Genomic DNA, 19,367 nt, shown 5'->3' on the forward strand with positions numbered 1-19,367 from the left:
GCAGTGCTATTCCCGGTGCGGAGTGCGCTCACCGGTGTTCGGGTCCACGTCGAACAGTTGATCGGTGTTGTCGGGGGAGTAGACGACGGTGTCGACTTCCCGCGCGCGTCGTCGGGCACCGTCGCGAACGGCGAAGAACGCGGCTGCGAACAGTACGACCACGGTGATGCCGGCGACGATCGCCCATCCCTCGAAGCCGCCCGCCAGAGCCGCGATCAGACCGCCCGCGGATGCGATTCCGGCGAAGATCAAGATGACGGCCAGCATGTTCTCGACTGCACGTGCCCAGCTCGTTTTCGAAGGCCTTTTCTCGACCATGGGGATGTTCCTCTCGCTAAGTTCCGTCGCCGAATACCCGAAACCCGGTCGTCTAAGCCCCGCGGTGCTACTGGGCCTTGCGTGCGCGGTACGCGGCAACCGCCGCGCGGTTGCCGCAGGTGGTGCTGCAGAAGCGGCGAGAGCGGTTTCGGGAGAGGTCGAGAACCAGCCCGTTGCAGTCCGGATCGGCGCAGACGTCGAAACGGGAGAGCTCGTCGGCTCGGATGACGTCGATCATGGCCATCGCAGTCTCGACGACGATGCGGGTTGCCAGTGGACTGTCGTCGGCGACGGCATGGATGTGCCAATCGAGAGTGTCGTGCCGGACCAGTCGAGGCAGGGCCGAGGATTCGGCAAGCAAGCGGTTCACCTCGAGCACGGCGTCGTCTCGACTGCTGGTGAGCAGTGATCGCAGGGTCGGACGCAGTGCCCGCACCGCCTCGAGCTCGGCGTCGTCGCCGTCGAACCGTCCGGAGTAGCCCTGGTCGGTGAAGAACTCGGCCAACTCCTCGCGGGTGGTCAGCGTATCCGGGTCTTCGGCGGAATTGACCAATGCCACGGCGGACAGAAGCGACAGTTCTGCGTCATGAGCAAAAAGCATGTTGACACCTTACCAATTCACTCCCTACTGTCACATGTCATGACGGCTTACACTCATGACGCGCAGGTGGATCGCGCAGCTGCACACGACGCTGCGGCACGGTCGCGTCGACTCTCGGGACTCGGGTTCGCGCTCCTGTCCGCGGCATCGTTCGGGCTCTCCGGCTCGTTGGCCAAAGGCCTGCTCGATGCCGGCTGGACTGCCGGTGCCGCCGTGACGGCGCGCATCCTGCTCGCGGCAGCGGTGTTGCTGATTCCGTCGATTCTCGCGCTGCGTGGACGCTGGGGCCTGTTGGCCAAGAATTGGAAGCTGCTCGTGGCCTACGGTGCCTTCGCGGTGGCCGGTTGTCAGCTCGCGTTCTTCAACGCCGTCGGCCGAATGGACGTGGGTGTCGCACTGCTCATCGAATTCACCTCGCCCGTAGCCGTCATCGGCTGGATGTGGTTTCGGCACCAGCAGCGTCCGGGTCGGCTGACTTTGGTCGGTGCGCTGTTGGCCGCAATGGGGCTGGTGCTCGTGCTCGACCTGATCTCCGGCGCGGACGTCGACAGCGTCGGCGTGCTGTGGGCGCTCGGTGCGATGGCGGGAGCCGCCGTCTACTGGGTGCTCTCCGCCGACGAGAGCAACGGCTTGCCGCCGATCGTGCTCGCCGGGGGCGGTCTGCTGGCAGGTGGACTCATTCTGCTCGCCGCCGGGCTGGTCGGTATCGTCCCGTTCGCGGCTCCGCTGACCGACGTCACCTTCGTCGATGCCGTTGTGCCGTGGTGGGTTCCGATCATCGGTCTCGGTGTGGTGACCGCCGCGTTGGCGTATGTGCTCGGAATTGCGGCCGGCCGACGCCTCGGCTCGCGGCTGGCGTCGTTCATGGGTCTGATGGAAGTTGTTGCAGCGCTTGTGTTCGCGTGGCTGTTACTCGGCCAGGCTCCGGGGTCGATCCAATTGGCCGGTGGCGCACTGATTCTGCTCGGTGTCGTCGTCGTCAAATCAGGTGAACGCGTCACCTCGGACGAACCGGTGGAGCCGCTGCAGAGCAGAGCATGACAGCTGCTCAGCCGTCGACGCGTCCGAATACGACGGCGGCCAGGATGGTGTGCGCGCTGGCGATCACGGAGTCGAGAGGTTCGCGTTCGGGGGACAGCAACCATTGCTGAGCGATGGTGAGAACCGCTCCCACCAGGCCCATCGCCAGCGTTTTACGGTTCGGCCCGGCCAGGCCTCGGCTGGACCCTACGGTGTCGGCGACCTGTAGCACCGTCGCCGAGAACGAGGTGGTGGTCTTGCGGTATAACGCGTCGACGGTGGGGGACACGCCGAGGATTTCGACGAAGGCGATACGAGCGGACTTCGGTTGCTCGGCGACGAACGTGAAGAAGCCGGTCAGGGCTCCACGGAGCACCTGTTCGCTGGACTCCGTTTCCGAGCCCGCTCCGGCGAGGATGCTCTCGCGCATCGCGTCGGTGGCGCGGGCGTAGGTGGCCATCAGGAGTTCTTCGCTGTTGGTGAAGGACTCGTAGAAGTAGCGCTTGGTCAGCCCCGCTTCGCTGCAGACTTTCTCCACGGTCGCCGTCCGGTACCCGGTGGTGCCGAACACTTCGACGGCGGCGTCGAGCAGGCGGATCCGGCGCTCCTGCTGCCGCTGCTGCGGATCGGCACCTCGATAGGTGCGGCCGACTTCACTGTGATGGGTAGTCACAGACAGATCTTGACACCGCTCGGTATCAGATGCAAAGTGTTCGCAGGAATGCATCTCGATCGAGGGGGAGACATGGCGTCATCGACGCTCCGGAACAAGGTCGTTCTGATCACAGGCGCGGCACGAGGAATCGGTGCCGAGACAGCACGTGCGTTGGCAGGTCGTGGAGCCAAGTTGGTACTCGTCGACGTCGACGAGGCTCCGCTGCGGGAGGTCGCGACGCAGCTGAAGGCCGAGGCGTTCGTCGCCGACGTCCGAAATCTGGACGACATGCAGCGCGCCGTCGACGGCGGCATCGCGGCCTACGGAGGCATCGATCTGGTGCTCGCCAATGCGGGAATCGCCAGCTACGGATCGATCCTGCAGGTGGACCCGGCCACCTTCCAGCGCGTCATGGACATCAACGTGATGGGCGTGTTCAACACCGTCCGCGCGGCGTTGCCGTCGCTGATCGAACGCAACGGCTACATCCTCGTCGTCTCCTCGCTGGCCGCGTTCACCCCGTGCCCCGGCTTGGCCGCGTACAACGCCAGCAAGGCCGCTGCCGAGCATTTCGCCAATGCGCTTCGGCTGGAAGTGAACTACCGAGGAGCCGACGTCGGCTCGGCCCACATGGCCTGGATCGATACCCCGATGGTCCAGGACGCGAAGTCCGATCTCACGGCATTCCAGGATTTGCTCGCGGTACTGCCCGGCCCCCTCGGGAAGACGATGACCGTCGAGCAGTGCGTGGATGCGTTCGTCGACGGCCTGGCCAAGCGCAAGCGCCGCGTCTACGTACCGCGGTGGGTGGGTGCGGCGTCCTGGTTCAAGGCCGTCATCACCTCGCGCGTAGGCGATCGCAGCATGTTGGCGCACGTGCCGACGATCCTGCCCAAGATGGACGAAGAAGTAGCGCGTCTCGGTAGGTCCGAGAGCGCACGCAACAAAATCAGCTGACCCCCCACCGAAGGAATCGTTGCTCATGACTGCCGTACTGACCACCCCCGAGGTCGATGTCCTCATCATCGGTGCCGGCCTGTCCGGGATCGGTGCCGCGCGTCACCTCGGGCACGATCTGCCCGGGAAGACGTACACCATCCTCGAAAGCCGCGGGGCGATCGGTGGCACCTGGGATCTGTTCCGCTATCCCGGTATTCGCTCCGATTCCGACATGTACACCCTCGGGTACAGCTTCAAGCCGTGGACGGGAGAGAAGTCCATCGCCGACGGTTCCGACATCCGTAACTACATCGTCGAAACCGCGCGAGAAGCGGGTGTGGACAAGCACATTCGATACCACCACAAGGTCGTCGCCCTCGAATGGTCGTCCGAGCAGCAGTTCTGGACGGTCACGGCGCAGCGCAGCGACACCGACGAGACCGTCACGATCACCGCGTCGTTCGTGTTCTCCTGCAGTGGTTACTACAACTACGACAAGGGTTTCAGCCCGGAGTTCGTCGGCCAGGAGAACTTCGGTGGGCAGGTGATCCACCCGCAGCACTGGCCCGAGGATCTGGATTACGCGGGCAAGAAGGTCGTCGTGATCGGCAGCGGTGCAACGGCGATCACGTTGGCTCCCAACCTCGCTCGTGAGGCCGAGCACGTGACGTTGCTGCAGCGCTCGCCGAGCTACATCCTCTCGCTCCCCTCGAAGGATCCGATTGCGCAGACACTGCGGAAGCGTTTGCCGAAGAAGTTGGCGTACAGCGTGACTCGGCTCAAGAACGTGTCGATGGCCATGTTGATCTTCACGTTGAGCCAGAAGTACCCGGAATTCATGAAGAAGCGAATCCGGAAGATGCAGGAGGGATGGCTGCCGAAGGGATACGACCTCGACACCCACTTCACCCCGTCGTACAACCCGTGGGATCAGCGCCTGTGCTTGGTGCCCGACAACGATCTGTTCCGCTCGATCCGCAAGGACGAGGTCTCGATCGTCACCGATCACATCGACAGCTTCACCGAGACCGGCCTGAAGTTGAAGTCCGGCCAGCACCTCGACGCCGATATCGTCGTCACCGCAACGGGATTGAACCTGTCCGCACTCGGCGGCGCGACCTTCCGCGTCGACGGTAGAGACGTGGATCTGCCCAGCACCATGGCGTACAAGGGCATGATGCTCACCGGAATCCCCAACTTCGCTTTTGTCGTCGGGTACACCAACGCGTCGTGGACGCTCAAGGCCGACATGGTCTCGAACTACGTCATGCGCCTGCTCGCACACATGGACGAGAACGGGTACAGCACCGTCGAGCTCGAACGTGACCCGTCCGTGGACGAAGAGCCGTTCCTCGATTTCGCCGCCGGCTACGTGCTGCGGGCCGTGGACAACTTCCCGAGGCAGGGTAGCGAAACGCCGTGGAAGCTGCGGATGAATTACTTCCGCGACCTGCCGGTTCTGCGGTACGGCAAGCTCGTCGACAAGGCGATGAAGTTCGGGCGGCCTCGATCGAAGGTCGCGGTCGCTTCCTGACGGGAATAGATCGAGTCCCTGATCGTTTGTTCCGGACATGAAAATTGGCATCATCGGAAGTGGATTCATCGGTGGAACGCTCGTGCGCCGGTTGACGGCGCTCGGTCACGAGGTTCGATTCTCGAACTCACGCGACCCGGAGACTCTGGCGGAGCTGGCGTCGGAAACCGGAGCGACGGCGGTGTGGGCAGCGGACGCGGCGCAGGATGCGGACCTGGTCATCCTCAGCATCCCGCAGAAGAACGTGCCCGACCTCGCCGCCGGTATCGCCGGCTCACGCAAGCCCGGAGCGCCGATCATCGAAACGAACAACTACTACCCGCAGCAGCGCGACGGTCTGATCGAAGACATCGAAGGCGGCACACCCGAGAGCGTATGGGTGTCGCAGCAGCTCGGTGAGCCGGTGATCAAGGCGTTCAACGGAATTTGGTACAAGCACCTGCTCGAGAAGGGTGTTCCTGCCGGAACCGACAAGCGCATCGCGCTGCCGATCGCCGGGGACGACGCCGAGTCGAAGAAGCTGGTGTTCTCGGTGATCGACGAGCTCGGCTTCGACCCGGTCGATGCCGGTTCCCTGGCCGAGTCCTGGCGTCAGCAGCCGGGAACCCCGGTGTACGGCAAGGACTTCGGCGTCGACGACACCGTGAAGGCGTTGGCCGAGGCGTCCCCGGAACGCTCCGCGGAATGGAAAGCTTGAGCCGAGCTGCTGAACTACCTGACGCGACCCTCGCGGAGTGTGCGCTCCGCGAGGTCGCGTAGCGGCCCGGTCAGGGCCGAATCGCCGACCCGGCACGATTGCTCGCCCACCGACACGTTCCACACGAAGGTGTCGCGGGCCTGCGACTCGGCCGGCTCGGGTGGGGGCGGCTCAGCCAGGTACGGGCGCGCAGCCTCGACCAGCGACTGCCATTCCGGCTCGTCGGTCTCGACCACTCCGCGCTTGGACATTCCGGCGATCCCGCCGGTTCGCAGTACCTCGATGCGCAGGCTCATGCCCCTCGATCACACCCGATCGTCGCTCGGCTCCCGTGTTGACTGAACTCCCACGGTAGACCAACCGGTGGCCACGGCCCGTGCGACGTCGGAATCGGCACCGAATCGCTTCTGCGCTGCGAGCAGCGTCGCCGCGGAGAAACCCGCGAAGTCGACCGTCGGTGCCAGACCCCCGACAGTCATGGTGTCGAACCAGACCTGCCCGACGCGGTCCCACGCCGGGCCACCCAAGGTGGTTGCGGCGACGGCGAACGCGCGGTTGGGAATGCCCGAGTTGATGTGCACACCGCCGTCGTCCTCGGTGGTGACGACGAAGTCGTCCATGCTCGCCGGCTGTGGGTCTTTGCCGAGTACATCGTCGTCGTACGCGGTACCGGGCTCGAGGAGCGAGCGCAGCGCCTTGCCCTGCACCGCAGGCAGGAACAGACCTTCGCCGATCAACCACGACGCGTCCTCGGCGTTCTGCTTCGCGGTGTACTGCTCCACGAGTGCACCGAACACGTCGGAAATGGATTCGTTCAGTGCGCCGGCCTGGTCCTTGTATTCGAGCGGGGTGGTGTACTGCGTGAACCCGTGCGCGAGCTCGTGCGCGATGACGCCCAGAGAAACGGTGAAGCGGGCGAACACTTCGCCGTCGCCGTCGCCGAACACCATGCGAGAGCCGTCCCAGAACGCGTTGTCGTAGTCCCGGCCGTAATGCACCGTCGCATCGAGGGGCAGGCCGCTGCCGTCGAGACTCGAGTAGCCGTACACCTCGTCGAAGAACAGATACGTGGCACCGAGACCGTCGTATGCCTCGTCGGTCGCAGCATCACCGGTGGGATCCTCACCCTCGGCGCGAACCTGCTGACCCGGGAGGTCGCGGGTCGCTTTCGCATCGGAGATGGTGCGTTCGAGGGTGCCGCCGGTCCGCGGTGCGATGGCGGTACGTGCTTGGACGACCTCTCGGCCCGCCCGCATCTCGCGGTCGGCCAGCAGAGTCGCGCGGGCACCGGCTCCCTGCAGACGCTCGAGCAGAAACGGTGGAACTACGCCATGCGAGTGGAGCCTGCGGAACGATCCGGAATCGGTATCTGTCGTCATGTGCGGTGACCCCCTAGGTCCGTTGCATGTGCGGTGATGATTCCCAGTGTGCCCGAGGGCACCGACACAATCGGCTCCACCGCACCGAGCTCACTCACGCAGCGTCGACAGATCGATACTGTCCACCTCGCTCGGGGGACGCAGCGCGGTGACGGTCGCCCAGTTCCGGGCCAGCAGGGAGGCGTCGGAGTCGTCGTCCTCCGCGTGGATCTCGTCGAACCGGACGGTGACGAAATCTTCTCCGCGATCGCCTATTTCGGCCTGCACCGCGCCGTACCGGGCCAGCGAGGCCGGAACGATCCCGGCGAAATCCGACCGTGGAACGTCGGGAATGTTGACGTTGACGACGGCATCGACGGTCAGGTGCGAAATCATCCATGTCACCGCCAGATGCGCGACGTGTTCGGCGGTGTCCCAGTGCGACGGCCGGGTGGCGAGCGAGGACAGCGCCATGGCGGGAACCCCGTGCGTCAATGCGGTCAGCGCCGCGCCCACCGTGCCCGAATGTAGAACGGCCGCACCGGTATTGGGGCCGTGATTGATACCGGAGAGGACCACGTCGGGTGGATCGCCGAAGGCCCCTCGGGTGGCGACGAACGCGATGAGGGCCGGTGAGGCCTGTACCGCATAGACCTCGACGCCGCGCAGCCCCTCGATCTCGGTTCGCTCGATACCCAGGTGATCGTCGACGCCCATCCCCGTCAGCGATGCACTGGCACCGCTGCGTTCCTCGTGGGGTGCGGCCACCACGACGTCGAGGCCGGCGTCGAGCGCGACCCGCGCCAGCAGTGCGATGCCTGCGCTGTCCACGCCGTCGTCGTTGGTGATCAGCGCCCTCATTTCTTGCCAGCCTTGCCGTACGGACGCACGTCGACCGATTCGGTGAGTCCGAGAACCAGGTCTTTTCGGCCGCTACCGAGGCCGCGGCGGGTGACGTTGGCGGTGCCCGCGCCGCCGCCCAGGCGGAGCGCCTCCGGCATCGACAGTCCCTGGGCGATTCCGGCGGCGATGCCGGCGCTCATCGAATCGCCTGCGCCGTGGTGGTCGACCATCTGCAGACCCGGGGTGACGATTTCGAGTACGTCGCCTTCGACCAACGCCAAGGCGGGGTCTCCCGCTCGGGAGATCACAACCACCTCGGCACCGTCGTCGTGCATCTTTTTCATCGCGTCGATCAGGTGCTTCGGGTCCTCGGACTCGGCTCCGCCGTCGGCAATGAGGTCCTCGTGGCTGACCTTGAGCACCGTGAGGCCGCCGGCGAGGGCGGCCAGCATGGTGGGGCCCGACAGGTCGGCGACCACCGGGACGTCGAGCGCACGTAGGTCGGCGCACAGTCGCTCGTAGACCTCGGGCGGCACGATGTTGTCGGCGTGCGGACCGCCGAGAATGGCCACGTCGCTGCGGGCGCCGGTGGCCAGTGCCGCGCCGAACAGGTCGTCGAGCGCGTGCCTGGCCAGCGGCGGCGGATCGACCGTGGCCAGTACCTCGCGCTCTCCGCTTCGGCGATCGTGCACGTAGGAGCCGCTTTCCTGGCCGATGTCGACGGAGACGACGGAGATGCCCTCGCTCTCGACGATGCCCCGCAATACGGCACCGATCTCGCCGCCGAACACCCCGGCGAGGGTGACATCGAGACCCAGCACCGACGCCATCCTGGCGATCCAGTGACCCTGACCGCCCGCGTGCACGTGCAGTTCGGTACTGCCGTTGGGGGCAGCGTCGAGGGTCACCGTCAGTAGTGGGGACGGCGCAAAGACGAGCGCGCTCGGTGCGCGAGAGGAGGTGGACATCGTGAGCGAATGCCCGATATGTCAGGTCCGAAACAGCTACAACTCGAAAACGTGGACTCAGAATCGACGACGCAGGCGCATCCCGATGGGGCGTCCGTCGGGGTCGACGAACAACCGGTAGGCGAGTGCGGCAAGTCGCTGCTGCCAGACGGGCGGCACCGTGATCTCGTGCATTCGCAGTCGGCCGACGGGCCGGGGCTTCGCGGACGGGTTGCGGTGCCAGTTGTCCAGGGCCGTCGCGCTCGCCGAGATCACGTCGAAGAACTGCTGCGGGTCGACGAGGTCGGCGTCGTCGCCGTCGGCCCGCCCGAGGTGTTCGCGGATCAGTTCGAGTCTCAGGTTGCGCGCGTGGGTTCTGGCGCCGTCGCCGAGGCCTGCTGGGTCCAAGGGTGCCCGATCGTCGCGCTGCTCGTCGACAATGGCCGCGGTCAGCTCCGAATCATGGGTCCAGGAGCGGCGATTGAAGTTGTCCGACCCCACTGCCGCCCACACGTCGTCGATGATGCAGACCTTCGAGTGCACGTATACCGGTATGCCACGGTCGTTTTCGATGTCGAGTACCAGTACGCGGTCACCGCCGGCTGCGCGGATGACCCCGAGCGCCGCCGAGTGTCCCAGCAGCGCAGAGGGAATGGTCAGGTTGCTGTCGTCGTCGAGGTGTTTGGGGACCACCACCACCAGCCGCAGGTTCGGCTTGCGGCGCAGTGCCGCGGCGAACACACGCGCGACGTCGACGGACCACAGATATTGGTCCTCGATGTAGATCAGCTCGGTGGCGCGGTCGAGGGCTTTGGCGTACGCACGGGCCGCGCTGCGCTCGCCTCTCGTCGCGAACGGGTACGCGGGTCGTCGACGCGGGTAGGTACGCAGCAGCTGAACCGAGCACGTGCCCTGCGGCTCCGGGGCGGCGGCAGCGGGTGGCAACTCCGACGGTTCACGCGTGACTCCGCGCAGGAAATCGGGAATGGCATGCCACGGTAGACGCGAGAGCGCCGCGGGATCTTCCCACCGTTCGCGGAAGACGTCCTCCACATCCCGGACTGCGGGGCCCTCGATCTGCACCTGCACGTCGTGCCACGCCGGAATCTCGCCGTACTCGGGCGGGAAGGGGCGCGAGACGGGATCGCCGAAGTGATCGGCGTCGTCGCGTCGAGCACGGGCCAGATCGATACCGCCCACGAAAGCGACGTCGGGCAGATCTTTCCTGCCGTACCGCACGACCACGAACTTCTGATGGTGGCTTCCGGTCACCAGCACGCGCTGGTCCAGAATGACCTCGCCGCCCGCCTCCTCCAGCCGCAGCGCGAGCTTGCGGTTCTTCGGACCGGTGAATCCGAGGGTCTCCATGTGGGAGCGCCACACCATGCCCTTGACGACGCCACCGCGGTGCGCGACGGCGGCCAGCGCATCCTCGACGGTCACGCCGTCGTCGGTGAGCAGCTGCTCCGGGTCCCCGCGCCAATCGGTGAAGAGCACCAGATCGTCGCGCTCGGTCTGCTCGAGGGCCCGTGCGAGTGCCGCGAAGTACGTCTTGCCGTGCACGAGGTTCTCGACGCGATTGCCCTCGGTCCAGGCCGAAATTCGGGTGTCGTCGTTGCCTCGCTCGGGCGCGGTCAGGAACCATGGGTGCCCCGGATCGAAACTGCGCTCGGGAGCTGTCAGAGCAGAGGTGGACCGACCGAATTTCTCGGCAACTCCGTCTACGACGCGCCGGATGCGCTGCACTATCACGATGGCATTGTTCCACCCGGTTTGAAGGCCACAGTGGGCGGGCACCCCGGCGATATGACTCAGGTACCCAACGTCACGCTCAGAAACGGCAAGCAGATTCCCCAGCTCGGTTTCGGCGTCTTTCAGATCGACGCCGACGAGACCGCGAAGGCCGTCGAAACGGCGCTCGAGATCGGCTACCGACACATCGACACCGCGCAGATGTACGGCAACGAGAAGCAGGTCGGCGAGGGCATTCGTAACTCCGGCATCGACCGCGAATCGGTGTTCGTCACCAGCAAGCTCAACAACGGTTTCCACCGGCCCGACGACGCGCGCTCGGCGTTCGACAAGACGCTCAGCGACCTCGGGACCGACTACGTCGATCTCTTCCTCATCCACTGGCCGCTGCCCACCCGGTACGACGGCGACTTCGTCTCCACATGGAAGACGTTGGAGGAGTTCGCCGCCGACGGCCGGGCCCGCAACATCGGCGTCTCGAACTTCCAGCCCGCTCACCTCGATCGCCTCGCCGAGGAGACCGACACGGTGCCCGCGGTGAACCAGATCGAGGTGCACCCGTACTTCGTCAACCACGACGTGTGGGCCTACGGCCGCGAACATGCCATCCCCACCGAGGCGTGGTCGCCGATCGCTCAGGGCAACGTTCTCGACGACGCGGAACTGAAGCGAATCGCCGACGCCGCAGGCAAATCCGTCGCCCAGGTGGTGCTGCGCTGGCACATTCAGCGTGGCAACATCATCTTCCCGAAGTCGGTGACACCGGAGCGCGTGAAGGCCAACTTCGACATCTTCGACTTCGAGCTGAGCTCGGCCGACGTCGATGCGATCACTGCACTCGACAAGGGCGAGGAAGGCCGGAACGGTCCGAATCCGGACACGTTCGACATGATCCCGGACTAGAACGTAACACTGTGGGCCCGAACGTCTTCGGACGTTCGGGCCCACAGTGCTGTTCGAACGGCTGTCGGTGCTTCGGTGCTTCAGTAATTCAGGGTTGATCCGGTGGCGGCGATGACCTGTTCGGTGGTCACGCCCGGTGCCAGTTCCACGAGCTCTAGCGTGCCGTCGCCGACGACGTCGATGACGGCCAGGTTGGTGATGATGCGGTCGACGACGCCCTGGCCGGTCAGCGGCAGGGTGCACGCGTCGAGGATCTTCGGATTGCCTTCGCGGTCGGTGTGTTCCATGACCACGATGACGCGTCGAGCCCCGTGCACCAGGTCCATCGCCCCGCCCATGCCCTTGACCATCTTGCCGGGGACCATCCAGTTGGCGAGGTCGCCGTTACGGGAGACCTGCATGCCGCCGAGGACGGCCGTGTCGATGTGTCCGCCTCGGATCATGCCGAAGCTCAGCGACGAATCGAAGTACGACGCACCGGGATTGACGGTGACGGTCTCCTTTCCGGCATTGATGAGGTTGGCGTCGACCTCGTCCTCGGTCGGGTAGGGGCCGGTGCCGAGGATGCCGTTCTCCGAATGCAGAGTGACGTTCACCTTGTCGGTGAGGTAGCCCGGGATCAGCGTCGGCAAGCCGATGCCGAGGTTGACGTATTCGCCGTCGACCATCTCGGCCGCCGCACGCTCGGCCATCCGGTCTCGGGTCCATCCTGCGGTCATGCTCGAACTCCTGAACTGACGGTGCGCTTTTCGATGCGCTTGTCCTGTGGACCGGTATGTACGACACGTTGGACGAACACTCCGGGAAGATGCACCTGGGCCGGGTCGATTTCGCCCGGCTCGACGAGCTTCTCCACCTGAGCGATGGTGATCCTGCCGGCCATCGCTGCCAGCGGATTGAAGTTCATCGCTGTCTTGTCGAACACGAGATTTCCTGCGGTGTCGCCGATTTCGGCGTGCACGAGAGCGAAGTCGGCGTTGATCGCCTCCTCGAGCACGTAGCGTTTGTTGCCGAACACCCGTGTTTCCTTGGGCGGTGACTCGATCGAGACGGAACCGTCGACGTTGTAGCGCCACGGCATTCCGCCGTCGGCGATGGGGCTGCCGACCCCGGCGGGGGTGAAGAAGGCGGGAATGCCGGTGCCGCCGGCACGGAGACGTTCGGCGAGCGTGCCCTGCGGTGTCAGTTCCACTTCGAGTTCGCCGGCGAGGTACTGCCGGGCGAACTCCTTGTTCTCGCCGACGTACGACGCAGTGACGCGGCGAATACGTCCAGCTGCCAACAGGATTCCCAATCCGTAGCCGTCGACGCCGCAGTTGTTGGAGAACACCTCCAATTCGTCCGCGTCGGTGCCGGCGATGGCCTCGATCAGGGCATCGGGGATGCCGCACAGGCCGAAGCCGCCGACCGCGATGGTCGCTCCTCTACCGATGTCCGCCACCGCGTCGGCTGCGGAGTCGTAGGTCTTTCCTGTCACGTGAACTCCTGATGTGTTCGTTGAGCAAACGATGGGTCCAGTGAACTCGACCTGCGGACATTGCGGACGGATTATGAAATTCTGCTCGATTGTCGAACATGAAGTGCGTCGGCGTTCACTCAGCGGACGTACAGTGGTGCGGTGACTGTGCTCGATGCCAACGCAGGCGTCATCGCCAAAGTGTGTGCTCTGCTGCGTGCCGCCAGTGCGGCGGAGGCGGCCGGTACCTCGACCACCGAGTTGGCGAGGTCTGCTGGCGTTGCGCGGCCGACGGCGCATCGCCTGTTGACGGAACTGGCCGACGAGGGATTCGTCGACCGCGATACGGGGACCGGACGGTGGGCACTGGGACCGGAAATCTACCTCCTCGGCTCCATGGCCGCGTTGCGCTACGACGTCACCGATCAGGCCCGAGATATCGTGCAGGACTTGGCAATGCGGAGTGGCGAGAGCGCGTTCCTGTCCGCGCGTCGAGGTGGCGAGACGGTGTGTCTGCTTCGGGTGGAGGGCAGCTTCCCGCTACGGTCGCATGTGCTGTACGAGGGCATCCGATTACCGCTCGGGGTGGCCTCCGCAGGCTTGGCCGTTCTCGCCCATCTCCCGGACCGCGAGGTCGACGACTACCTGGACGGCGTCGATCTGGTGCCCGAGTGGGGAACCGATCATTCGGAGTCGGCGATTCGCCACCGGATCGAGCTGACGCGGTCCTCGGGCTACGCCGTCAACCCGGCGTTGCTCGTGGAAGGCAGCTGGGGACTGGGCGCGGCGGTGTTCGACCGCGGACGCAGGCCGGCATGGGCGTTGAGTCTGACCGGTGTGGAAACGAGGTTTCGAGAGGATAGACGTCGGGAGTTGGGAAAGATGCTGCTCGACGCCGCGCACCGGCTCACCCTGCAGGTGGGCACCCGTCCCGATCCGATCTAGCCGTCCAGTTCTTCGAGAATGTCTGCGGCATCCTGACTTCCGCCGGCGGCCAGCCGCTGCAGTTCGTCGCGGTCCTCGCGCTCTCCGGCGCTTTCGACGAGCATGTCGACGGCGTCGCTGTTGCCGGCTGCGGCAAGTGAACGCAGGTCGTCGACGGTGCCCTGCTCCACCAATTCGTCGATCGCGTCCTGGTCACCGCCCGCAGCCCGTGCACGTAGTGCGGTCAGGTCGGATGGCGTGGATTCGGTCATGTTCGGAGTCTAGGTCGCCGGTGCGAGGCGAGGAACAATTCTGACGTACGCGATCATGCCGATCAGCTCTACCAACGTCTGCGTCACCACGACGACTGCGGCGAGAGAAAGGGCCGGCGGCAGCGCCAGCGCCAGAGGCAGCACCACCAGCGAGTTCCGGGTCGCACCGGAGAAGATCAAAGCCCGGGTCGCGGGTACGTCCTGGCGGGTGACCCGAGCCGTCGCGAGTCCCACGACGGCCATGACGACCAGAAACGCCACGAAGATCGGCACTGCTGCGATCAGCTGAGATGCCTCGCTGCGGACTGCGTCGACCTGAGATGCGACGACGACTGCGAGGGTCGCCATCATGATCGGCACCATCGCCGCTGCCATGGCGTCCATGATGTGAGTGCCGAGGCGTGTGCGTCGTGCCAACCATTGCGTTGCCGCAGCCGATGTCAGTGGCAGCGCGATCAGTAGGACGAACGCCTCGACGAACGGTGCGACGTCGATGATCTTCACCAGGTCGGGTCCGACGAACAACCAGAGGTAGAGCGGCAAGAACGCGATCTGCAGCAGCATCAGTAATGGAGCAGCGGCGAGAAGTCGTTCCGATGCCGCCCCGGCCAACCCGCTGAAAACGATGACGTAGTCGATGCACGGAGCCAACAGCACCAGAAGTATCCCGACGAGCACCGCTTCGTTACTCGCAACGAACCGGGTCAGTGCGAACACGACGATCGGAACGAGCACGAAATTGAGCACCACGACGCTGAGCAAGAAATTCGTGTCGCGCAGCGATACACCGATGGCGGAGAACGGAACTGCGAGGAACGTCGCGTAGAGCAAGACGATCAGCACCGGATTGATGGCGATCTCGAATGCGGGAGCCGATGCCGGTGCCGCCAACCCGACAACAACTCCGACGGCCAACGCCAATAGGTACAGCGGGATCTGGAACTTCTCCAGCCACGCCACTGCCGAACCGGTCACGTGGTACTCGTCGGTGAAGTGCAGAGGGTGGGCACGTACCGAGGATAGGCGTTGTCGATATTCGTGGCATGTGGCTCGGGTACGCGATCATCGCCGCGTCGGTCCCACGACCTGGGGTTCGACGGGTCCGGCGTTCTTGTCGGTGGGTCGGGATACTCTTCTTGCAGTTCGAACATGCGTTCTTGTTTCGATTCACTGGGGGGTGAAGAGATGGCGATACCGACGGTCTCGTTGGATGCGTTGACCGCCGCTGCGCGAGAGGAGAATCGGCTGGCGGCCCGCAAGATTTCCGCGTGCTACGACGTCCATCGGAGCTGGATCACTCTCGACACCAAGCACAAACACTACAGCCGGTATGGGCGCACGGAGATGGCGGTGGCGTTGGGGTGTTCGGCGACGGTCGCCGAGGCGTATGTCTCGGTCGGGGTCGCCCTGCACACTCGACTGCCGCTGGTGAAGAAGGCATTCGAGGCTGGGGAGATCGACCTTCCGCGAGTGAGGGTGGTGTGCCGGATCCTCGACAACCTCTCCGACGACATCGTGAAGTCGGTCGAGGACGAGATCGTCGAAGCAGCCCGACGGTCGTCACCGGGGCCGCTGGAGAAGGAGATCTGGGACATTCTGCTGCGCGTCGCACCGGAGGAAGCAGCAGCGTTGCGGGAGTTCGCGAAAAAGTTCCGCAATGTTTCCTACGCCCCGGCTGGGGAGTTGGCGCGGATCCGAGCAGAATTGACCGCCCCCGAAGCGGCGGCCGCATGGCAGCTCCTGGAGGAAATGGCCGACACGCTCTGCCCGAAAGACCCACGCGGCAAACAAGATCGGCTGTGTGACGCCTTCATGGCGCGGATGCACGGAGAACCCCGGCTAAAATGCCTGTGTCAACGTGAGGACTGCCCGAAGAAAGATGCAGAGCTGCCGGATCGTCGGGTGCCGTTGACGATGGTCACTGTCGATATCGCGACGCTGATGGGACTGTTGGCGAATCCTGCGTATCTGGCTGGGCACGGATCCATCGATCCCGACCTCGCGCGGGAGTTGGCGCGCAACAGTCAGTGGCAGGTCCTGCTCACCGAGGCGGTGACGCTGGCAGAGAAACTCGGATTGGCAGTGCAGAACCCGGAAACCGGGGAATGGGAACAACGCTCGGCAGAAACCACAGCCGAGCCGAGTGCGACAGAGCCCGACGCGACAGAGCCTGACGCGACAGAGCCTGACGCGACAGAGCCTGACGCGACAGAGCCTGACGCGACAGAGCCTGACGCGACACAAACCGACGCGGAACCGGATACGCGAGTAACGCGGACGGATACTGGCACTGGCACCGCAACGAACACCGCAGCGCCAGTACCGTCGATACCGCCACCTTCGGTACCGCCACCGTCGCTACCGGACCCAGGACCGCATCCCGGCGCGGGGCCGGGCCAGGGTTCGGGTTCGGGTTCGGTTGCAGCAGAATCGCATTCGAAGCCAGCCCCGATACCGCCTGAGCCGACCGACTACGACGAGACCCAGCACCGGCAACGACGTCGGAATGCCTTGGCGTCCTCTGCAGCCCTGTTCTGTACTCACACACCCGTCGGCAGGGGCACACGGCACAGCTCTGCCCTCGACCTATCCTCGGCGGTCCGCCCCCGACAACCCGACAACCCGGCGATCCGCCCCGCAGGCCGCAACGCACAGCGCACTTCCTCCGGCATCTATCTCGGCAACGCATCCCTGGCCGCAGCCTCGAAGCCGCCATTGCCGCCGACCCCACCCTCGGCAAGTCCGTCCGACGCGACCCACTCACCGACCGAGCCCTGATCTACCGGCCCGACGCCCTCACCACCGCCGCAGTCCGGCTACGCGACCGCCATTGCCGTTTCCCCGGCTGCCACCGACCTGCCGAACGCTGCCAACTCGACCACATCATCGCCTTCGATCACGCCAATCCCCTCGGCGGCGGCTGGACGACAGTCAACAACCTCCAATGCCTCTGCGAATACCACCACAGCGTCAAGACTGCCGGCTACTGGAAAGCGGTCATGCTCCCCGGTGGCGCGGTTCTGTGGACCTCCACCTCGAAGACCGCCCGAATCACTCTGCCCGCCAACGGAACAGCCGTACCGATCACCGACAACGATCTCAGACCCCACATACCCACCAAGCCGAGGCGATCGGGAATCATCGCCTACCCCGACCCACCCGACGACGAACAGCCCAAGACAGACGACACGGCAGCACCGCCCTTCTAGAGGCCGCGTTCTTGGATGCAACGTTCAGTAGTCGAAGGCCTCGAACCTGACGTCCTCACCAGCCAACCACCCCAGAACTGCTGCGTGTAGAGGAGGCACAGCGCACACATAGAACTGCCTTCGCCCGACGTGGCCTACGGCTTTGACGTCGGACTCGGTCATTCGTCGTATGTAGGTCCGGGCTCGGAGCTGTTCGAGAGTGCATGCCTTGGCATGCCCGTCGGTGTCCAACTGTCCGGTGATGAACACCGTGATCGCCATCCCCAAGTGGCCGACCTGCTCGATGACGTCGACGGCGAGAGCCAGGTCCTCTGCGCGGATGCTCCACAGCAGGGTCAGCGCGAGTCCGGATTCGTGGGCAGCATGCGCCTGCGCCATGAAGGGCGTGATCCCGATCCCCGATGCCACGACCACTACGTCGTCGGTATCGGGCTGCGTATCGGCGTATCTGGTGTCGTCCTCGCCGCCGAAGCCCATGACAGGGACGGCCAGGTCCGACCCTGGAGTCCACCGCGACAGCAGGCGGCTGACCGGTCCGTGCTCCCGAACGGTTATCTCGAATACATTGCTGCCCAAAGTGTTCGGTTCGCTGGACACCGTGAACGTTCTGATGAAGTCGTCGTTGAGGGAGCTCGGGTCATGATCGCGCATGTGCGACCAGCCACGATCGAGTCGATCCGAGAAGTCGAGGGTGACGTGTTGCCCTGCACGCCATCGCACCGGCGTCGACGACTCGCCTGGAGAAAGCCGGAATGTGTAGCGCGATATCGTCGGTGTGATCGGCAGCTTGTGGATCAGCGAGGCAAGCATTCTGTCCGCTGATCTGGGCCGCAGGCCCGAACCTCCGACCTCGCGGGCCAATCTTCGAACCGGCGGGTTGTACGGCGACGGGTCGAGCAGCGTGCCTCGGAATGCAAGGCCCTCTCTTACGAAGCGCACTGCCTCGATATCGATCCGTACAGCCATACTGCTATGTGGCAGCACGCTTTCAGCGGCATCTCCGATCAGTACCTCTGCGCGTCCCGTCAGGTAGAGGATGTCGCCGGTGTCGAAATCGGGAAAGGTGAGTCCCACTGCCCGGTCGGAAGTGATGTTTCCCAACGTCTGGTAGAGGCGGTTCCCCGAGTACTCCGGGTACACCAGGGTCACGCCCTCCGTGTCGGAGTTGCTGAATACCCGGACGAATCCTGGTGCCCCACCGCGGATGTTGGTGTCCATGCTGTGGGCGCCGTGTCGGCTGGAGATGAGGAACGTGTCGGATCTGCCGATGAGGGCGAGGGCGTCGGCTGGTAGCGGGAGTGAATCGGTGATCAACTGCGGAGATGATGCGTAGGGTGTTATCGCCCGTTTGTTCAGATATTTGGGGCAGTTTCCGAGGGTTTCGTCGACTGCGACATTCACCTGTACGTCGATAGGTTCGCTGGTCTCCGAAGGCGTTGTGTTCGTTCGCCTTTCCATCACCATCCCGTCGTGCAGCCGTCCTGCGATCTTGACCCGGCCCCTGTGCTCGAGATCGATGACGAGGCCCGAGACCAGCCTTCCACGTCCGTTCGTGGCTTCGTCGCCCACGAGACCCTCGAGCACTGGGTCGGTACCCGTCCAGTGAGCGCCCGGATCTGCGGGGCGAGATTCGAGCCGGGTCCGAAACCTCACTCGGAGAACACTGTCCGCGGCCACGGTTGCTGTTCCCGGAGCGCCTCCGAGCAGCGTTGTCCACACACGGCCGTCGACGCCGATCGTCCCCAGCGCCACGAGTGGGCTCCGGCTCATCCAGGGTCCGTATGCGGCGGGCAGCCCTGGGACAGTGGGGTTGTCCTCATACGGCACCTGCAGAAGACGGTGCATCGTCTCCTCCCCTGGATGCCACTGGCTCGGCATGTGGTCGCCATCTGCTCGCATGACGTCTGGCCTTTCTCGGAGGCTGTTGGCATACATGGCT

The 19,367-nt window shown here is 64.9% G+C and carries 21 protein-coding genes; 8 read left to right on the forward strand and 13 right to left on the reverse strand.

From position 1 onward, the window contains the following. Positions 1 to 6 precede the first annotated feature (6 nt). Together CH262_RS05350 and CH262_RS05355 are read right to left on the reverse strand one after the other, a co-directional pair. Positions 7 to 267, reverse strand: a complete 261-nt coding sequence (locus CH262_RS05350) for a hypothetical protein (RefSeq protein WP_052053276.1) — start codon at positions 265 to 267, stop codon at positions 7 to 9. A 118-nt stretch (positions 268 to 385) separates the two neighbouring features. Next, the gene (locus tag CH262_RS05355; RefSeq protein ID WP_032384032.1) at positions 386 to 919 is read right to left on the reverse strand and encodes a CGNR zinc finger domain-containing protein; all 534 of its coding nucleotides are present in this window, start codon (positions 917 to 919) and stop codon (positions 386 to 388) included. 39 nt (positions 920 to 958) lie between these two features. On the opposite strand from CH262_RS05355, the gene CH262_RS05360 reads away from it, so the two are divergent. After that, positions 959 to 1,960 (forward strand): EamA family transporter, encoded by a 1,002-nt coding sequence (locus CH262_RS05360; RefSeq protein WP_094717169.1) that lies wholly within the window; start codon positions 959 to 961, stop codon positions 1,958 to 1,960. Positions 1,961 to 1,967: 7 nt separating this feature from the next. On the opposite strand, the gene CH262_RS05365 is transcribed toward CH262_RS05360, so the two are convergent. Continuing rightward, entirely contained in the window at positions 1,968 to 2,612 is a 645-nt protein-coding gene (locus tag CH262_RS05365; protein WP_094717170.1) for a TetR/AcrR family transcriptional regulator, read from the reverse strand. 72 nt (positions 2,613 to 2,684) lie between these two features. On the opposite strand from CH262_RS05365, the gene CH262_RS05370 reads away from it, so the two are divergent. Genes CH262_RS05370 through CH262_RS05380 form a run of 3 tightly spaced genes read left to right on the forward strand, consistent with a single transcriptional unit; the run spans position 2,685 to position 5,764 of the window. After that, positions 2,685 to 3,551 (forward strand): SDR family oxidoreductase, encoded by an 867-nt coding sequence (locus CH262_RS05370; RefSeq protein WP_094717368.1) that lies wholly within the window; start codon positions 2,685 to 2,687, stop codon positions 3,549 to 3,551. Between the two features lie 25 nt (positions 3,552 to 3,576). Further along, on the forward strand, positions 3,577 to 5,067 hold the full coding sequence (locus CH262_RS05375) for a flavin-containing monooxygenase (RefSeq protein ID WP_037218819.1): 1,491 nt from the start codon (positions 3,577 to 3,579) through the stop codon (positions 5,065 to 5,067). A gap of 37 nt (positions 5,068 to 5,104) precedes the next feature. Continuing rightward, a complete protein-coding gene (locus CH262_RS05380; RefSeq protein ID WP_094715197.1) occupies positions 5,105 to 5,764 on the forward strand; it encodes an NADPH-dependent F420 reductase in 660 nt (219 codons plus the stop codon). 14 nt (positions 5,765 to 5,778) lie between these two features. Here CH262_RS05380 and CH262_RS05385 read toward each other — a convergent pair whose 3' ends face one another. From CH262_RS05385 to CH262_RS05405, 5 genes are all read right to left on the reverse strand, one after another. Continuing rightward, positions 5,779 to 6,060 (reverse strand): protealysin inhibitor emfourin, encoded by a 282-nt coding sequence (locus CH262_RS05385; protein ID WP_027494430.1) that lies wholly within the window; start codon positions 6,058 to 6,060, stop codon positions 5,779 to 5,781. A gap of 9 nt (positions 6,061 to 6,069) precedes the next feature. Further along, complete coding sequence (locus CH262_RS05390) at positions 6,070 to 7,143, reverse strand: M4 family metallopeptidase (RefSeq protein WP_094717171.1); 1,074 nt, start codon at positions 7,141 to 7,143, stop codon at positions 6,070 to 6,072. A 90-nt stretch (positions 7,144 to 7,233) separates the two neighbouring features. Continuing rightward, positions 7,234 to 7,983 (reverse strand): 5'/3'-nucleotidase SurE, encoded by a 750-nt coding sequence (gene surE, locus CH262_RS05395; protein ID WP_094622858.1) that lies wholly within the window; start codon positions 7,981 to 7,983, stop codon positions 7,234 to 7,236. Beyond that, entirely contained in the window at positions 7,980 to 8,933 is a 954-nt protein-coding gene (locus CH262_RS05400; protein ID WP_094642882.1) for a 1-phosphofructokinase family hexose kinase, read from the reverse strand. Before CH262_RS05400 ends, surE begins: the two co-directional genes overlap by 4 nt. A gap of 57 nt (positions 8,934 to 8,990) precedes the next feature. Continuing rightward, positions 8,991 to 10,664, reverse strand: a complete 1,674-nt coding sequence (locus tag CH262_RS05405) for a phospholipase D family protein (RefSeq protein ID WP_027494426.1) — start codon at positions 10,662 to 10,664, stop codon at positions 8,991 to 8,993. A gap of 54 nt (positions 10,665 to 10,718) precedes the next feature. Here CH262_RS05405 and CH262_RS05410 point away from each other — a divergent pair, with 54 nt between their 5' ends. Next, positions 10,719 to 11,567, forward strand: coding sequence for an aldo/keto reductase (locus CH262_RS05410; protein ID WP_094717172.1), 849 nt, complete (start codon positions 10,719 to 10,721; stop codon positions 11,565 to 11,567). 80 nt (positions 11,568 to 11,647) lie between these two features. On the opposite strand, the gene CH262_RS05415 is transcribed toward CH262_RS05410, so the two are convergent. Together CH262_RS05415 and CH262_RS05420 are read right to left on the reverse strand one after the other, a co-directional pair. Continuing rightward, a complete protein-coding gene (locus CH262_RS05415) occupies positions 11,648 to 12,286 on the reverse strand; it encodes a 3-oxoacid CoA-transferase subunit B (protein ID WP_094717173.1) in 639 nt (212 codons plus the stop codon). Next, positions 12,283 to 13,044 (reverse strand): CoA transferase subunit A, encoded by a 762-nt coding sequence (locus tag CH262_RS05420; RefSeq protein WP_032369350.1) that lies wholly within the window; start codon positions 13,042 to 13,044, stop codon positions 12,283 to 12,285. The genes CH262_RS05415 and CH262_RS05420 overlap by 4 nt, the downstream gene beginning before the upstream one ends. A gap of 141 nt (positions 13,045 to 13,185) precedes the next feature. Here CH262_RS05420 and CH262_RS05425 point away from each other — a divergent pair, with 141 nt between their 5' ends. Further along, positions 13,186 to 13,968, forward strand: a complete 783-nt coding sequence (locus CH262_RS05425) for an IclR family transcriptional regulator (RefSeq protein WP_256987503.1) — start codon at positions 13,186 to 13,188, stop codon at positions 13,966 to 13,968. Here the strand turns inward: CH262_RS05425 and CH262_RS05430 are convergent. Together CH262_RS05430 and CH262_RS05435 are read right to left on the reverse strand one after the other, a co-directional pair. Further along, positions 13,965 to 14,219, reverse strand: a complete 255-nt coding sequence (locus tag CH262_RS05430) for a hypothetical protein (RefSeq protein ID WP_094717174.1) — start codon at positions 14,217 to 14,219, stop codon at positions 13,965 to 13,967. The genes CH262_RS05425 and CH262_RS05430 overlap by 4 nt on opposite strands. 9 nt (positions 14,220 to 14,228) lie before the next feature. Continuing rightward, the gene (locus CH262_RS05435; protein ID WP_179274915.1) at positions 14,229 to 15,194 is read right to left on the reverse strand and encodes an arsenic resistance protein; all 966 of its coding nucleotides are present in this window, start codon (positions 15,192 to 15,194) and stop codon (positions 14,229 to 14,231) included. A gap of 210 nt (positions 15,195 to 15,404) precedes the next feature. On the opposite strand from CH262_RS05435, the gene CH262_RS05440 reads away from it, so the two are divergent. Both CH262_RS05440 and CH262_RS05445 read left to right on the forward strand, forming a co-directional pair. After that, positions 15,405 to 16,997: a DUF222 domain-containing protein gene (locus CH262_RS05440; RefSeq protein ID WP_179274916.1), complete on the forward strand. Its 1,593-nt coding sequence runs from the start codon at positions 15,405 to 15,407 to the stop codon at positions 16,995 to 16,997. 221 nt (positions 16,998 to 17,218) lie between these two features. Further along, positions 17,219 to 17,428 (forward strand): hypothetical protein, encoded by a 210-nt coding sequence (locus CH262_RS05445; protein ID WP_094717176.1) that lies wholly within the window; start codon positions 17,219 to 17,221, stop codon positions 17,426 to 17,428. A 24-nt stretch (positions 17,429 to 17,452) separates the two neighbouring features. On the opposite strand, the gene CH262_RS05450 is transcribed toward CH262_RS05445, so the two are convergent. Then, on the reverse strand, positions 17,453 to 19,273 hold the full coding sequence (locus tag CH262_RS05450; protein ID WP_179274917.1) for a pyridoxamine 5'-phosphate oxidase family protein: 1,821 nt from the start codon (positions 19,271 to 19,273) through the stop codon (positions 17,453 to 17,455). Positions 19,274 to 19,367 lie beyond the last annotated feature (94 nt).

Origin of the sequence: Rhodococcus sp. 05-2255-1e, assembly GCF_002259025.1 — a bacterium.
In the GTDB taxonomy this organism is placed as follows: Bacteria; Actinomycetota; Actinomycetes; order Mycobacteriales; family Mycobacteriaceae; genus Rhodococcoides; species Rhodococcoides fascians.